We start from the raw sequence: 14078 nt of genomic DNA, 5'->3' as shown, positions 1-14078 counted from the left end.
GGGCTACAGGGCCGCTGCGGCGGCCACCGTGGTGGCCTCGGGCAGCACTCGCACCTGGGCGTGCATACCGGGCTTGAGCCGGTGGCCGGGGTTGGCCAGCACGCAGCGCACTTTCATGACCTTGCTTTCGTGGTCGAGCACGTGGTACACCCGGTCAATGCGGGCCCGCAGCGGGGCGTCGGGGTAGCTCAGGGTGGTGATTTCGACGGCTTGGTCCTCGTGCACCCGGCTCAGGTCCGACTCGAACACGTTGGCCAGCACCCACACCTGGTCAAGGTTGGCCACGGTGAAGGCCGCGTCCATGTCGGAGGCGTTGAAGCGCATGCCTGCGCTAAGCTTCTTCTCAATAATGAAGCCTCCCAATGGCGCCTTAAGGCTATAGGTGGCACCGGGGGCCACGCCGTAGGTGCGCAACTGCTGCCGGCTGTTGGCGGCCGTGCTGGCGGCGCGCTCCATTTCCTTGCGGGCTTTGTACACGTCCTGGCCGGCGCTGAGGCCGGCCTGGTGCAGCTCCTCGGTTACGGCCAGGTTCTTGGTGGCCACGGCCAGGTCGGCCCGGGCGGTGGTGTGCTGGTTCTGGAAGTCGGCTATTTCGCTGCTTTTCAGCACGGCCAGCACCTGGCCCTGGCGTACTTCGTCGCCCAGGTCCACGCCCATGCGCAGTACTTCGCCGCCCACGCGCGGAAACACGCGGGCCGTATGGTCGGCGTCGGCGGCTATCTCGCCGCTGAGCACCAGCTCCACCGGGGTGGCTAGGTCAGTAGCCGGTGCAGCCCCCTGGCGTTGCGATACCGGCAGGGCCGGGGTGATTTCTTCGGCCGCTTCGGATTGCGGCGAGGAGCAGGCGCCCAAGGCCAAAGCGCCTAGTAGCAGCCCGCGCCAGCCCGCATTTTGCAGGCTTGGGTGCCGGGCAAACCCCGGCAGTAGATTAGGCTTTCTCATAGTGTTGCGGCGTTGATGACAGCCGCAAGACTACTGGCGAGGTATTAGAATCTGATTAGAAAAACTTAAATGTGCACGTTTTTTTGACTTTTGAGCTGTGTAGGGGCGGGGCTTGTCCCCGCCCGTCGGTGGACGAAATCGATGTAGCGGCTGGGCGCGTACGACCCCACCCGACGTCGTTCAGACAGCTGCTTAGGCCGTGGGCAGTTGCACCAGCGCGGTGGTGCCCCGCCCCAGCTCGGAACGCAGCTGCAGCTGCCCGCCGTGCTGCTCAATAATTTTGCGGGCCAGCGCCAGACCCACGCCATGCCCGGCCACGGGCCGCGCATTGGCCGCTCGGTAAAATGGCTGAAACACCTGCGGCAGGTCGGCCGGGGCAATGCCTATGCCCTCGTCGCGGATGCGCAGCTGCACCTCGCCCGGCGCGTAGGCCAGCGCCACCTGCACTGGTTGGGGCGCCGAGTACTTCAGCGCGTTTTCCAGCAGGTTGCTGAGGGCGCGCACCAGCAGGGCCCGGTTGCCGGTGAGCTCCAGCTGCTCGGGCTCGGCGGGCAGGTGGCCGGTGTGCACCTGCAGGCGGAGGCGCTGGCCGGGCTCCACGGCTGCGCAGGCCTCAGCCAGCAGCTCGTCGACGCGAATGCAGGCGTCGTGCTCGGGCAACTGCACGTCGGCTTGGGCCAGCTCCAGCAGGTGGTTGAGCAAGGCGTTGAGTTGGGTGAGGTCGGTGAGCAGGTTGCGCAGGGCGGCCCGGTAGGCGGCGGGCTCTCGCTCGCGGGCCAGAGCCAGCTGCGCCTCGCCAATGCTGGCCGCCAGCGGCGTGCGCAGCTCGTGCGAGGCGTAGCGCACAAAGGAGCGCTGGGCCTCAAAGCTTCCTTCGAGGCGGTCGAGCAGGCGGTTGAAGGTGTGGGCCAGGCGCGCCAGCTCGTCCTGCTGCCGAACGGGCATGCCTTCGGCCACGCGCAGGTGCAGGTCGTGAGCGGTAATGCGCTCCATCTGGTTGTTCATGGCGGCAATGGGGGCCAGCGCCCGCTCTGCAAACACGCGCCCCACCACGTAAATCAGCAGCAAGTTCAGCACAAACAGCGAAACCAGAATGGTGGCTAAGTAGCGGAGTCGGGCCTGCCCATACAGGTTTTCGGCGCCCGCCACCACCACAAACGAGCCTTGGTTGTCGCGGTAGAAAATGCCCACAGCCTGCCGCGAACCGTCGGTGAAATACTCTTCGTGCCCGGCCACAATGCGCGCCAGCACCGCCGGTGGCACCTCGAGGCGAGCGTCTTGGCGCACGAAGTGCACCTCGCCCTTCACATCATAAATCTGAATGATTTCCTCGGTGAGCGTGCGCTGGTAGCGCTTCTGAAATTCCTGAAAAACGGAGCTGCGCAGTTCGTCTTTTTCCAAGAAAATGTAGGCCGCCACCTCGGCCCGGTCGCGCAGGCGCTGCCGAAACTCGCGCTGGCTGTAGTCGTGCTGCAGGAGGAAAGCCGTGCCCAGCACCACCAGCAGAATGAACGCCACCAGTCCCACAAACAACCAGATGAGGCGATTACGAATGGTCATGGGCGGGGGGAAACTTTTGAAGTTTGTCATCCTGAGCACAGCGAAGAACCTTCTCACGGTTGCGCCGCTTAGTTCACTGCAAACTGTTCAGTGGTGAGAAGGTCCTTCGCTGTGCTCAGGATAACAAACGTTGAGAAAAACTTCACAATAACCCATTACTCCTGCCGCAGCACGTAGCCCGTGCCCGTCACCGTATGAATGAGCTTGGTGGCGAAGCCGTGGTCTACTTTTTTGCGCAAGTAGCTCACGTACACGTCGATGACATTGCTGCCAGCATCGAAGGCTTCGTCCCAGCCGTGCTCGGCAATCTGGCTGCGGCTGAGCACGCGGCCGGGGTGGCGCATCAGCAGTTCCAGTAGGTTGAATTCGCGGGTGGTGAGGCGCAGCACCTGCCCGGCCCGCGTCACGGTGCGGCTCGGGATGTCGAGCACCACGTCGGCAAAGGTGAGGCGCGAGCCCTTTGGGTTAGGGTTGCCGCGGCGCATGAGGGCTCGCACCCGGGCCACCAGCTCAGCAAAGTCGAAGGGCTTCACGAGGTAGTCGTCGGCCCCGCCGCCGAAGCCGTTGAGCTTGTCGGTGGTGGTGCTGAGGGCCGTGAGCATGAGCACGGGTACCTCCGGGTTTTGCTGGCGAATGGCGGCCAACACCTCCAGGCCGCTGCGCTGGGGCAGGAGCACGTCGAGAATGATGAGGTCGAAGGGCTGCGTGAGGGCCAGCTCCTGGCCCGTTTGGCCGTCGGACGCTACCTGCACGGTCAGTTGCTCTTCTTCCAGACCCCGGCGGATGAGGGCCGCAAGGCGAGGGTCGTCTTCTACCAGCAGAATGTTCATGGGGAGGCGGGGCAGGGGAGGGATGTTCGCCGGGAGGTGCCGACCTTCGCGCCCGCGCTTCCCCCGGTTATGTCTCCCACCGCCGCCACAAATAACGAACACAGCCCGCCAAGCCGCCGCCTGTGGCTGCTGGCGGCCTTGCTCGCAGTGGCCGTGCTCCGCCTCTGGCGCCTGCCCGAAGCCGGCGCGCCCGACTACGACTCGGTGCGCAACTGGCAAGCGGTGCAGTCCCTGGCGCACGGCGATTTCACGCGGCTGTTTGTACCCGGCTGCCCGGCATTTTTGCTCTCCTATGCACTGGTGGCGCTTTTCATGCGCAGCTTTTTGGTGTTCCAAACCATCAACGCGCTGCTGGGCGTGGCCGGCCTGGGCTTCTTTGCGGCCTGGGTCAGCCGCACGGCCCGCCTGACTGGCCCCGAAGCGGCTGGCCTGACGCTGCTGGGCGGCAGCAGCCTGCTGCTCACTTTTGCCGGGCGCGATTTCACCCCTAACTCCATCAGCCTGCTGCTGTGCGCGGGGCTGCTGCAAAGCCACTACGCCCGGCTGGCGCGGCCCAGTGCGGCGGCTCTGGTGCGCGTGGCCATCTGGCTGGCGCTGGGGCTGAGCTTTAGCTACAAGTTTCTGTTTGCGCTGCCCATTTTGCTGGTGCTGGAAGTGCTGCGGGCCGATGGCTTGTGGAGGCAGCGCCATGTGTGGGGGCGCGTGCTGGCGGTGCTGGCCGCTCCCTACGTGTTGTTTGGTGCCATTGGGGTGGCCGCTGGGCTGCCGTGGTATCGATGGCTAGCATTTTACGCGCGCACCGTGGTGCCCGCCTCGGCCAATGCCGCCGGGCGCCAGGCCACCCTCAAACCCGATTTTGGTTATTACCTACGCTACCTAGCCGAGTTTGAGTCGCCGCTACTGCTGCTGGGCCTGGGGCTGGCGGGGTGGCTGGTGTGGCGGCTGTGGCGCGACAAATGGCGCCCCGCCAACGGCCCGTGGCCGCTGCTGCCCTACCTGTTTTTTTGGGCCGTGTGCCTGCTGGCGGGCATGTCGCTGCTGCTGAAAGCCCCGCGCGGGCTGTTGTTTGCCTACTTGCCGTTATCGGCCCTAGCCGTGCTGGCGGGGCGGCGGGTGCTGCCAGGGGCGGTGCTGCTGGGCCTGTTGGCGGCGGCGGTGGGGCTGAACCTGTATCGCATTCAGCAAACCCTCTACAAGCCGTTGCCTACGCCCTATGCGCAGGTGGCGGCGTGGCTGCGGCAGCACAGCGCCCACCAGGTGGCCAGTACCGTAGGGCTGGGTCTGGCCCCGTATTTAAATGAGAACGAGCACTTAACCGTCATCAATGACGAGCAGGTGCTACCCGGGCTGCGCCGGAAGGGCTACGACTACGTGCTGCTCGACGGCTACTGGCGCGTGGCCGGTGTGGCCCGCTTCGACTCCCTGCGCCGGCAAGCACCCGTGGCGGCCTGGCCTGCGCCGCAGCTGCAACAGCCGCTGCTGTTCCTGGAGCACTCCGAATATACCGGCCATGGCTACGCCGAAACGCTGGCAGCCGGTAGAACCGCGGCAGCCGACTCGCTGCCCTTACGGCTCTACCGGCTGCGCTAGGAGGCTCCCGGTTTCTGGATGCGACCCGAACTACTGGGCCACGGAAGGCAGTGCGTTGGCGTCGATGGCCGGAATTTTGGTTTTATAGGCTTGGTTGAGGGCTGCGATGAAGGCATTGGCCAGCAAGGCATTGCCCCGGGGCGTGAGGGTGTAGTAGTCCAGCGAGAAGAAGTTTCCGCGCACCGGCTCGGCCGAGTATTGCACGCCACTCACCGAAAGCGCTTCGCTGGCGTAGCCGGGCATCACGCCGCTTGTATCCAGCAGGTAGGGCAAGGCGCTGGTGTTCAGGGCCGGCATTTTGTACACGTCGCGGGCCAAGCGGTTCAATTCATTGTTGTAGCTGCTCACCGCCCCGGTCACGCGGTTCATTTCGTCGTAGTCCATCACGTCGGCGTCGCGCAGTGGGTTGCGCACATCGCGGCCGTAGGGCAGCATCAGGGTAGTGCCGCCTACCACCACGGACGTGAACTGGCCAATGCGCGGCAGCGTGGTGGCCAGCACGTAGTCGTCGTTGGTAATGGCTTGGCCCACGCCGCTGCCGAAGGGGTCTTCGATGTACAGCAGGGCGTTGTCGCCGTAGCTGTCCTGCAAGCGTTTTTGCAGGGTGAAGCCGCGGCCGAGGCGCAACAGCGGCAGCGTATTCAGCTCGGGCAGGCTGGCGATGATGCCCGGTCGGCCGCCGGCCGTGAGCACGCCCAGCACCGCTTGGGCGTTGGTACGCAATTGATTGGAGAGCGACGTGCCGGGCGCCGTGCCGCACTGGCCACCGCTGCGCACGTAGGGCATCAGGTCGTCGAGGCCCAGGAAATACGTGAAGAACGTGGCCGAAGCGGCAGCCTCCGTCACCACCTGCAAATAGCTGCGGGGATTAGCGGCTGGCAGAATGCGCTCGAAGTAGGGGTTGAAAGCGCCCGTAGGCGTAGCATTGGATTCGTTGCCCAGGTTGGTAACCTGCGCCTGGGTCAGGCGCAGGCCGGCCACGCCCAGGTTCTGGGGCAGGGTGCCGGGGGCATCGGTGCGGGTGAGCAGGCGCACGGTGTCGGCGCCGCCACAGGCCGCCGGATTGATGACGAGGCGCCGCACGGCTGGCCCCGGCACGCGGCGCGTGCGCGGGAAGCCCTGCGCCGTGTAGCCCGCCAAATCGAAGTAGCCCGTGCCGGCCCCGGCCGCCAGCAGCGGCTGGCTGAAGGTGGCATTGGGTTGGGCGCCCCGGAGCTGCTGGGCCAGCAGGTTGGGGTAGGAGTATTGCTGGCTGGCCAGCGTGAGGCCGCCGGCGCTCAGCCCGGCGGTGTAGCTGTCGCCCACGGCCAGGTAGCGGCTCACGTTGAGGGAAGCCACCGTGGGCGAAGGCGCGTCCTGGCCCGGAGCACAGGCATTCAGCACCAGAGCAGTAGCGGCGGCCAAGCCCGCACGGCTCCACGAATTCAGGCAAAAATTCTTCATCGCAAAAAACGAAATCGGCAAGAGAAGTTGAAAGCAGTAATAAGAATCAAGTAGTAAGTAGCAAGATTGGAGACTGCAGAAAAACGGTCAGTTGTCTTACTACGTGCTACTTATTACTTACTACCTGTTACTTGCTACCTAGAAGGCCACCGCTAGGCCGATGGAAGCCGTGTTGGTGGCCGTGCGGTAGGCGCCGCCCACATTCGATACTGTGAAATTCAGGGGGTTGGCGCGGGCCAGGCGCTGCTGGCCGTAGCTGAAGGCGTAGGCGGCTTCCAGCGCGAAGCGCGGCGTGAGCTGGTAGCTCAGCCCGGCCGAGGCCCCGAGGCGGTTGGCGTCGATGAATTCAGGGTTGATGTACTCATCACGAATTGGCGACTCGTCGTAGTTCAGGCCGCCGAGCAGCGTGAGCTTGGGGCTGGCCTGGTACTCGGCGCCCACGCGGAAGGCCAGGGCGTCTTCGTAGCGGCGGGCCGTGTTGAGGCGCCGGGCCGGGGCCCCGCCGCTGGCGGCCACGTCGAGCTTCAGCGAATCGAGGCTGCTCCAGCCGCTGAGGGTGAAGTCGAAGGTGAGCAGCAGGTTCTTGGTGATGCGGTCGGCCAGGCCCACCGACAGCGTACTGGGCAGGTTAATCTGGGTTTTGAAGTCGGCCGAGGCGGGGTACAGCGCCGCGTCGCGAGCGGGCACCCCGCTGGTGTTGAGGGTGCCGTTGTTCATTTTCAGCCGCACGCCGCTGCGGTAGCTGATGCCGAAGGCCAGGTTGTCGCCGGAGCGGCCGTAGAGGCCCACGTTCACGCCGTAGCCCGAGCCGCTGCTGCTCAGGCTGTAGCTGGCATTGGCGTCGTCGTACTGGCCGAGGGCGCGGCGCTGGCTGTACTTGCCGTAGGCGTACACAAAGCCCACACCGGCGCTGAAGTTGTCGTTTAGCTTAAAGCCCACGGTGGGCTGGGCGAAGTAAGTGTTGAGCCGGCTTTCCTGAATCACGGAGCGGCCTTCCCAAGTGTCGGGCCACTTGGTGTGGTAGCCGTAGGGCGAGGTAAGGGCCAGGCCCAGGCTCACGCGCTTGCTCACGGCCCGGGTGGCGTAGAAATAGCCGCCGGGCAGCAGGGTTAGGTCTTGGTCGGTACGCCGGTAGGTATCCTGGCCCACAAAAGAGGAGCGCCGAATTTGACCAAAGCCACCAAAGCTGAGGCGGGTGAGCGAGTCGCCCCACTGCCCCAGCAGGCCGGGGTTCACGCTCAGGCCGGCAATGCTGCCGATGTAGGCCGTGCTGGCGCCGCCCAGGCCCAGCACCCGGGCGCCCTGGGGGCCGGAGTCGAAGCCACTGGCCATTGCCGTCAGGCCCGAGAAGAGAGGAAGCAAAAAAAGAAGACGTGCACGCATACGGACGGTTTGACGGAAAATTGGGACCACAAAAGTACGCAGCCCGGCGCTAGCAGCCCACCGTTTCGGTGCCCATAAAATTCCCAAAGCGCCTGAGCGTAGGCCCACAGGCCTTATTTGCCGGTTATGAAATAATTACGGTTCCTCTTCAACGCTTCACGCCCAGGCTATCGAGCCGGCGCTGGTAGCGGCGGGCGTTGCGCAAGTGCTGGGCATAGGTTTCGGCAAAATTGGAGAAGCCGCTGCCGTCGGGCCGGGCGCAGAAAAACAGGTTTTTGTTGTGGGCCGGTTTCAGCACCGCGTCCAGGCTCGACGGGCGGGGCGTGGTGATGGGGCCGGGCGGCAGGCCCTTATGGCGGTAGGTGTTGTAGGGCGAATCTACTTTTTTGTCCACGTTCAGCACGCGCTTGCGGGTGCCCAGGCCGTGCAGGGGCCACAGCAGGGTGGGGTCGGCCTGCAGGGGCTGACCGTTGCGCAGGCGGTTGAGGTATACGGCGGCAATGAGGGGCTTGTCGGTGGGCTGGGCGGTTTCGCGCTGCACAATGCTGGCCAGCACGCTCACCTGGGTGCGGCTCAGTTTCAAGGAGTCGGCCCGGGCCCGGCGCTGCGCCGTCCAGAAGCGGCGGTAGCGGGCGGCTGTCGAATCGAGGAAGCCTTGGGCGCTGGTGTTCCACAAGTGCCGGTAGGTGCCCGGGATGAACATCGTGCGAATGGTGCAGGTGTCGAGGCCGTAGCGTCGCTGGAGGCCGGCGTTGTCGCCGAGCAGCAGCTCCAGCTTGAAGGAATCGGCTTCGAGCTGGCGCGTTACCTGCCGCGGCAGGTGGTCGAGGTAATGAAACGAGTTCAACTCAAACTTCACCGTGTCTTGCTGGCCCGCCAGCAGCCGGCGCAGCAGGTCCGCGTTGCCCAGGCCGGGGTCGAGGCGGTAGCGGCCGGGCTGCACGTGCGCCGGGTAGTCACGGGTTTCGGCCACCCATTCAAAGGTGCCGGGCTCCAGCAGCAGGTCGTGCTTTTGCAGCGAGTCCAGCACCGCGGCGTAGCCGGTACCGGTGTGGATGTAGAGGTAGGCCGGTCCTTCGACAAAGGCCCGCACATTGGGCCGGTACAGCACCCGCCACGTCGCGTAGGCGCCCGCCAACAGCAGAGCGAGGAGCAACGCGCCGCCAATGAGCCAGCCGCGCCGCATTAGGAAAGGGATGGGGGAAAAGAAGGGAGGAAGACCTTACGCAAAGGGGGAGTGGCTATTTCAATGAAAAAAGAACGTCATGCTGCGCGCAGCATGACGTTCTCAAAATTAACAAAGCTGGCTGCTATTAAGACTGAAACGGTGCGGCAATCTGCTCATAGCTTTCGCCGTGGCGCTCGGCCGACTCGCGCAGCAGCTGCTGCTGCCAGGGCCGCAAGGCGGTGTCGGCGCCTAGCTCAATGATGTCGGCAATAAGGCGGTTGCTGAGCACCATGTTGGCCATGGTGCTGCCGTGGTCGGCGGCGAGGTGGCCTTTCAGGGCGTTGAGCAGGGTTTCGCGGGCTTCGGCGCGGGTGGCGGCGGGGCCGCTCAGGCGCCGCCGGAACGGAAACTTGCGCTGGTCGGCCGGCAGCGGGGCATCGGGGGCCAGGTCGGTGGTGCCGATGGCCAGCAACTGCTCGGCGTAGGGCGCGCGTTTCAGCTCGGGGTGCAGGCCGTTGGCGGTGCGCAGCTGCAGGGAAGTTTCGATGGGGTTGCGCGTGAGCTCGGCCAGCTTGTCGTTGCTGAGCACGTGGTAGGGCGGGCGGTCGAGCTGCCGGGCCACGGCGTCGCGCAGCAAGTACAGCTCCCGGAAAATGGGCATTTCCTGCGGCGATATTTTGTATTTGGCCGCATTGCGTGACCACGGGCGCGGGTCGTCGCGGCCGTAGCGCACGGCCTCGAGGGCCAGGTTTTCCTGGGCGGCCCAGTCGGCGCGGCCCAGCTCCTCCAAGCGCGCGCTTAGGCGGTCGGTGAGTTCAAACAGGTACAGCACGTCGTTGGCGGCGTACTCCTTCTGGGCCTCGGTGAGCGGGCGCTTCAGCCAGTTCGACTTCTGCTCGCCCTTGTCTACCTCAAAGCCCAGCTCGGCCTGAATGAGGCGGCCCAGCGAAATGTTGTTGTCCTCGGCCGCGAGCAGGGTGAACTGCACGCTGGTGTCCACGATGTTGCGGCAGTGCACGCCGAACAACTCGTCGAGCAGCAAAATGTCGGACTTGCAGGAGTGGAACACCTTGGCCACGGCCGGGCTGCGCAGCACGGCAAAGAGCGGCTCCAGCCCGGCGGCCATGTCGGTAAGCGGCAGCGGGTCGATGAGGTACACCTCGCGCCCGTCAAACACCTGAATGAGCGCCAGGTGCCGCCCGTAGCGGTGGCGCATGTCGTCAAACTCCAGGTCGATGCCGATGCGTGGCAGGGTGGCAAAATGCGCGGCCGCAGTGGCAACGGCGTCGGCAGTGGTCAGGTAATGAATGGTGGGCATTGAAAACGGGAAGCAGGTCGGCGGGCCGGCACCGGGCCGGCTGGCGCGGTAAAGGTAGGCATCTGCGGCAGGCAAACTACACGAACGGCCGCACTGCCAACAGCTGGCGGGGGCCAATTGGTTTGCGCCCCGGCGAGCCCGCACCCGGCATCGGGCCCTACTTTGCTTTGTAGTAACCTTATTCTTCGTCCTCGTCGCGCTCGAAATCGAGCGTACGGGCCAGGTCCACGCCTTCCTGCGCCACTTCTTCCAGCAACTCGGGCGCGTCGGCATCGAGCGTGCGCCCGAAGAGGTTGAGCAGCTCCTCGCCTTCCTCGTTCACGTACAGGTTCTCGTAGAGGCGGTCGAAGAGCTTTGCCTCGCGGCCTACAATGCGGTCGATGTCCTCGGGCGAGCGGGCTTCGTTCAGGGCGCGGTGCAGCACGTCGAGCACTTGGCGGCTGGCGTCGTGGTCGCCCAGCTCGCTCACCAGCTTGAGCAGGCTCATGGCCAGGCCCAGGCGCACTTGCTCGAAGCGGAAAGGCAGCTGGGCCGGCGGAGCGGTGCGCAGCTGGTCGTAAGCCTGCCGGGCCGTGGGCGTGAGGTAGTAGCGCACATCGTTGGGCGCGGTGAAGGCGAGGTGCAGCAGCTGTTCGTAGGGCGACATAAGAAAGGGCAGGGGCCGTAACACAGCCCCCTTCGGTGCGTAAGCTAAAAGCCGAAAGTTACGCGCAGACGCCCCGCTAGTTGCTTCCCACCTGCGGCACTTAATCACCAAACCCTCCTTTCACCACCTCCTTTCCCATGACACACAAATCGAAATGGCTCTTGTTTTCCCCGCTGGGCCTGGTCACCATTGGCGCTGGTGCCTGCCTGGTGCACTGGGCCGGCCACCTCAAAGACAAAGGCGCGCCCACCAAAACCTGGGTGCTGGCCGGCACGGCTGCGCTCGCCGTTTTCAATGCCGGCGTCAGCCTGTTTGGACAGGGCGTGGTGGAGCGGGTGCTCCACGAGGTGCGCGAGAAGCCAGAGCAGGCCTAACGCGGCCTACTTGCTAAAACAGAAAAAGCCCCGGCCTGTGCAGGCCGGGGCTTTTAGAAAATGCCAAAGTTTGAGCTTGGGCTAGCCGAAACTATTCGGTTTTGGCTTCCATTTTGGCCGAGCCTTCGGCGGCTTTGCCGCTTACTTTGTTGGCACCGCGTTTCACGGCGTGGCCGGTTTTCTTAGCGCCGCGCTTGATGGCGCTGCCGGTTTTTTTGGCTACGTTGCCGGCGGCATCCTTGGTATTGTCGAGGGCTTGGCCGGCGTTGGTTTTGCCGGTTTTGGTTACCACTTTGGTGGTGCCATTGTCACGCGTTTTTACTTCGGTGGTCGGCGTGGTTTGGGCGAAGCTGGCGGTTGCGAAGGCGCAGAGGGCGAGCAGCAAGGTTACTTTTTTCATGGTCGGAAGTTGAATTAAGGGTAAGTGGGGCGTTGTACGGCCCCGGTTTTCAAAGGTTCTGACAAGAGCCGTGCCGCAATTAGTTACTCCCGCAACAGCCGTGGTTTGAGTTTGGCTTTCAGGCGCTACGGCAGCAGCAGCGAGCTGTCGCCATAGCTTAAAAAACGGTAGCCGTTGGCCAAGGCGTGCTCATACACCCGGCGCCATTCGGGGCCCAGCAAAGCGGCTACCAGCAGCAGCAAGGTGCTTTCGGGCTGATGAAAGTTGGTAATCAGCCCGTCAATCAGTCGGAAGCGATAGCCCGGTGCGATGAGCAACTGCGTGCGGGCTTCCAGCGTGTCGGTGCCCTGTTGCTCCAGGTGTTGCAGCAGGGCCGTCAAGGCCACTTCGGCGCCGATGCCCGCGGCCGTTTCGGCCCATTCGTAAGGTTGCCATTGCGTAACCAGCAACTCGCCCTGGCCGGCCGGGTTTTGCAGCAGCCCTACCCCCAACCAATACAAGGTTTCCAGCGTGCGCAGGCTGGTAGTGCCCACGGCAATGACGGGGCGCGGGCGGTGCGCCAGCAGCTGCCGCAGCAGTGCGGCTGTTACCAGAATGGGTTCGGTGTGCATGGGGTGCTCGGCCATGCGTTCGGCCTTCACGGGCTGGAAGGTGCCTGCGCCCACGTGCAGCGTGACGTGGCCGATTTCGAAGCCTTTTTCCAGCAGCTCGGCCAATATTTCCGGGGTGAAGTGGAGGCCGGCGGTGGGGGCAGCCACGGCCCCCTCGGTGGCCGCGTACACGGTTTGGTAGCGCACAGCGTCGGTGGCCGTGTCGGGCCGGTCGATGTAGGGCGGCAGGGGCAGGTGGCCGGCAGCCCGCAACACCTCGGCAAAGGGCAGCCCGGCCGGTTCCCAGCGGAAATCGATGAGGGCGGTGCCGGCTTCCTGGGTTTGGCGCACGGCGGTGAGGGTGGCCGTCTGCCCGTCGGAGGTGGTGAATTCCAGCGTCACGGGGCCTTCTTTCCAGCGGCGGCCGTTGCCCACCAGGCAGCGCCAGGTGGCGTGGCCGGTTTGCTGCAGGGCCAACTCCAGGCTGCGGTGTGGCGCCACCGGCTCCAGGCAAAACAGCTCCACTTGTCCGCCGGTGGGGCGTCGGGCCAGCAGCCGCGCCCGCACCACCCGCGTATCGTTGAAAACAAGCAGCGCGCCGGGCGGCAACTCGCCGGGCAAGTCGCGGAAATGCTTATCGGAAATCTGGCCGTGACGGCTTAACAATAGGCGGCTGGCGGCGCGGTCGGGGAGGGGCTCGGGCGCAATGCGCTCGGGCGGCAGCGGGTAGGTAAAGTCGTGGATGGAAAGCTGGCGCGGGTCAGGGGTCGTCATAGCCCGCAAAGGTCGGGACAGAACTTGTACCCCGAAGCTGTGCTTCGGCCCGCCAGAACGATGCAGGCGCGGGCCGAAGCGGAGCTTCGGGGTACAAGTTCTACTTTCTCCTAAATAGCAGCAGGTGCTGCTGCGGCAGGGTTTCCACGGTTTCGATGAATTCGAGGCCCACGGCGGCCATTTCCTTGCGGGCCTGCTCCACGCTCATCTTGTGAATGCGCTTGATGGGCACGTTGGCGTCCTCGGCCCGGTACTCCACCAGCGCCAGGCGGCCGGTTCCGGGCTTCAGCGCCCGCCGGATGGCGCGGCCCATTTCGCGCGGGTGGTCAAATTCGTGGTAAGCATCCACGATGAGCACCAGGTCCACGCTGTCGGCGGGCAGGGCGGGGTTGGTGGTGGTGCCCAGCACCGGGCGCACATTGGTGACTTTCAGCGTGCGCTTGTTGGCTTGCAGCGACGTTATCATTTCGGGCTGAATGTCAACGGCCAGCACTTCGCCTTTGGGTACTTTTTTGGCCAGCTGGAAGGAAAAGAAGCCCGTGCCCGCGCCAATGTCGGCCACTACGTCGGTGGGTTTGAGCTTGAGCTCTTTCACCAGCAAATCGGTGCCTTCTTCTTGGCGGCGGCCGGTGCGCTCCAGCCAGCTGGCGCCTTCGTGGCCCATGACGTGGGCAATCTGGCGGCCCATGTAATAGGTGCCGATGCCGTTGGGGTCGCGGGGCGGGGCGGTTTCGTAGCCGCTGGTATCAGTTTGCACGGTGGCCTGCAGGCGCTGCGCGGCATAAGCCGACGGCCGCGTTTCGGCGGGCAGCTGCGTGCAGCCCCACAGCAGCAGGCCCGCGCTGCCGCTGGTGCCCACCGCACTAAAAGCCCGTTGCCAAGATGAAAAACAATACTTCATACGGTTCGCAAGTAAGCACATCCAAGGCAGTCAACAGCATTTCCCGGAGGTACGTTCAGCAATTATCAAGCCCGGAAGCGCCATCTAGCCGCACGGTTGAAAAGAAAGATGAGAATTAATTAAACCGGGAAAATGAGTGCGGGGAGTCACCTGATTTCG

At 64.7% G+C, this 14078-nt stretch carries 13 protein-coding genes; 2 read left to right on the top strand and 11 right to left on the bottom strand.

Features of this window, described 5'->3' with window-relative positions:
- Positions 1-3 precede the first annotated feature (3 nt).
- The 3 genes from MTP16_RS23165 to MTP16_RS23155 all read right to left on the bottom strand — a co-directional run bounded on the left by MTP16_RS23165 (position 4) and on the right by MTP16_RS23155 (position 3332).
- Positions 4-942, bottom strand: a complete 939-nt coding sequence (locus MTP16_RS23165; protein WP_243514587.1) for an efflux RND transporter periplasmic adaptor subunit — start codon at positions 940-942, stop codon at positions 4-6.
- Between the two features lie 192 nt (positions 943-1134).
- Entirely contained in the window at positions 1135-2502 is a 1368-nt protein-coding gene (locus MTP16_RS23160) for a sensor histidine kinase (RefSeq protein WP_243514584.1), read from the bottom strand.
- A gap of 155 nt (positions 2503-2657) precedes the next feature.
- Positions 2658-3332 (bottom strand): response regulator transcription factor, encoded by a 675-nt coding sequence (locus MTP16_RS23155; protein ID WP_243514581.1) that lies wholly within the window; start codon positions 3330-3332, stop codon positions 2658-2660.
- Positions 3333-3401: 69 nt separating this feature from the next.
- Between MTP16_RS23155 and MTP16_RS23150 the strand changes: the two genes are divergently transcribed.
- Positions 3402-4922: a hypothetical protein gene (locus tag MTP16_RS23150; RefSeq protein WP_243514579.1), complete on the top strand. Its 1521-nt coding sequence runs from the start codon at positions 3402-3404 to the stop codon at positions 4920-4922.
- 30 nt (positions 4923-4952) lie between these two features.
- On the opposite strand, the gene MTP16_RS23145 is transcribed toward MTP16_RS23150, so the two are convergent.
- From MTP16_RS23145 to MTP16_RS23125, 5 genes are all read right to left on the bottom strand, one after another.
- A complete protein-coding gene (locus tag MTP16_RS23145) occupies positions 4953-6365 on the bottom strand; it encodes a hypothetical protein (protein ID WP_243514575.1) in 1413 nt (470 codons plus the stop codon).
- Between the two features lie 138 nt (positions 6366-6503).
- The gene (locus MTP16_RS23140; protein ID WP_243514574.1) at positions 6504-7727 is read right to left on the bottom strand and encodes an OmpP1/FadL family transporter; all 1224 of its coding nucleotides are present in this window, start codon (positions 7725-7727) and stop codon (positions 6504-6506) included.
- Between the two features lie 169 nt (positions 7728-7896).
- Entirely contained in the window at positions 7897-8934 is a 1038-nt protein-coding gene (gene mltG / locus MTP16_RS23135) for an endolytic transglycosylase MltG (protein ID WP_243514573.1), read from the bottom strand.
- A gap of 127 nt (positions 8935-9061) precedes the next feature.
- Positions 9062-10234: a ribonuclease D gene (locus MTP16_RS23130; RefSeq protein WP_243514572.1), complete on the bottom strand. Its 1173-nt coding sequence runs from the start codon at positions 10232-10234 to the stop codon at positions 9062-9064.
- A gap of 178 nt (positions 10235-10412) precedes the next feature.
- Positions 10413-10880 carry a hypothetical protein gene (locus tag MTP16_RS23125; RefSeq protein ID WP_243514571.1) on the bottom strand — a complete coding sequence of 156 codons (468 nt, stop codon included), beginning with the start codon at positions 10878-10880 and terminating at the stop codon, positions 10413-10415.
- Positions 10881-11017: 137 nt separating this feature from the next.
- Here MTP16_RS23125 and MTP16_RS23120 point away from each other — a divergent pair, with 137 nt between their 5' ends.
- Positions 11018-11254, top strand: coding sequence for a hypothetical protein (locus tag MTP16_RS23120; protein WP_243514570.1), 237 nt, complete (start codon positions 11018-11020; stop codon positions 11252-11254).
- Positions 11255-11345: 91 nt separating this feature from the next.
- Here the strand turns inward: MTP16_RS23120 and MTP16_RS23115 are convergent, their stop codons facing one another.
- The 3 genes from MTP16_RS23115 to MTP16_RS23105 all read right to left on the bottom strand — a co-directional run bounded on the left by MTP16_RS23115 (position 11346) and on the right by MTP16_RS23105 (position 13919).
- Positions 11346-11654 carry a hypothetical protein gene (locus MTP16_RS23115; RefSeq protein ID WP_243514568.1) on the bottom strand — a complete coding sequence of 103 codons (309 nt, stop codon included), beginning with the start codon at positions 11652-11654 and terminating at the stop codon, positions 11346-11348.
- A 125-nt stretch (positions 11655-11779) separates the two neighbouring features.
- A complete protein-coding gene (locus tag MTP16_RS23110) occupies positions 11780-13018 on the bottom strand; it encodes an S-adenosylmethionine:tRNA ribosyltransferase-isomerase (RefSeq protein ID WP_243514565.1) in 1239 nt (412 codons plus the stop codon).
- Positions 13019-13118: 100 nt separating this feature from the next.
- Entirely contained in the window at positions 13119-13919 is an 801-nt protein-coding gene (locus tag MTP16_RS23105; protein ID WP_243514563.1) for a class I SAM-dependent methyltransferase, read from the bottom strand.
- Between the last annotated feature and the right edge of the window lie 159 nt (positions 13920-14078).

The organism is Hymenobacter monticola (genome assembly GCF_022811645.1).
GTDB classification, from domain to species: Bacteria; Bacteroidota; Bacteroidia; order Cytophagales; family Hymenobacteraceae; genus Hymenobacter; species Hymenobacter monticola.
Note: the sequence above shows the minus strand (reverse complement) of the source record. Positions and strands in the feature narration are given on the sequence as shown.

Bases quoted from the DNA above. Each gene is read 5' to 3' on its own strand.
- MTP16_RS23165 (WP_243514587.1), bottom strand. From the start codon at position 942: ATGAGAAAGCCTAATCTACTGCCGGGGTTTGCCCGGCACCCAAGCCTG.
- MTP16_RS23160 (WP_243514584.1), bottom strand. From the start codon at position 2,502: ATGACCATTCGTAATCGCCTCATCTGGTTGTTTGTGGGACTGGTGGCG.
- MTP16_RS23155 (WP_243514581.1), bottom strand. From the start codon at position 3,332: ATGAACATTCTGCTGGTAGAAGACGACCCTCGCCTTGCGGCCCTCATC.
- MTP16_RS23150 (WP_243514579.1), top strand. From the start codon at position 3,402: ATGTCTCCCACCGCCGCCACAAATAACGAACACAGCCCGCCAAGCCGC.
- MTP16_RS23145 (WP_243514575.1), bottom strand. From the start codon at position 6,365: ATGAAGAATTTTTGCCTGAATTCGTGGAGCCGTGCGGGCTTGGCCGCC.
- mltG (WP_243514573.1), bottom strand. From the start codon at position 8,934: ATGCGGCGCGGCTGGCTCATTGGCGGCGCGTTGCTCCTCGCTCTGCTG.
- MTP16_RS23130 (WP_243514572.1), bottom strand. From the start codon at position 10,234: ATGCCCACCATTCATTACCTGACCACTGCCGACGCCGTTGCCACTGCG.
- MTP16_RS23125 (WP_243514571.1), bottom strand. From the start codon at position 10,880: ATGTCGCCCTACGAACAGCTGCTGCACCTCGCCTTCACCGCGCCCAAC.
- MTP16_RS23120 (WP_243514570.1), top strand. From the start codon at position 11,018: ATGACACACAAATCGAAATGGCTCTTGTTTTCCCCGCTGGGCCTGGTC.
- MTP16_RS23115 (WP_243514568.1), bottom strand. From the start codon at position 11,654: ATGAAAAAAGTAACCTTGCTGCTCGCCCTCTGCGCCTTCGCAACCGCC.
- MTP16_RS23110 (WP_243514565.1), bottom strand. From the start codon at position 13,018: ATGACGACCCCTGACCCGCGCCAGCTTTCCATCCACGACTTTACCTAC.
- MTP16_RS23105 (WP_243514563.1), bottom strand. From the start codon at position 13,919: ATGAAGTATTGTTTTTCATCTTGGCAACGGGCTTTTAGTGCGGTGGGC.